Origin of the sequence: Brevibacillus halotolerans, from assembly GCF_026891775.1 — a bacterium.
GTDB classification, from domain to species: domain Bacteria; phylum Bacillota; class Bacilli; order Brevibacillales; family Brevibacillaceae; genus Brevibacillus_B; species Brevibacillus_B halotolerans.
In genome coordinates, this window is the sequence record NZ_JAPTNK010000085.1 from 1 (window position 1) to 255 (window position 255).

General features: G+C 50.2%; 1 rRNA gene. It reads left to right on the forward strand.

Features of this window, described 5'->3' with window-relative positions:
• Nucleotides 1-255 (forward strand): 16S ribosomal RNA (locus tag O0550_RS24285); the annotation flags it as partial.

A 255-nucleotide genomic window follows, 5' to 3' on the forward strand; every position in this document is an offset into this window, starting at 1 on the left:
AGGCAGCAGTAGGGAATTTTCCACAATGGACGAAAGTCTGATGGAGCAACGCCGCGTGAACGATGAAGGCTTTCGGGTCGTAAAGTTCTGTTGTTAGGGAAGAAACAGTGCTATTTAAATAAGATGGAACCTTGACGGTACCTAACGAGAAAGCCACGGCTAACTACGTGCCAGCAGCCGCGGTAATACGTAGGTGGCAAGCGTTGTCCGGAATTATTGGGCGTAAAGCGCGCGCAGGTGGCTATGTAAGTCTGA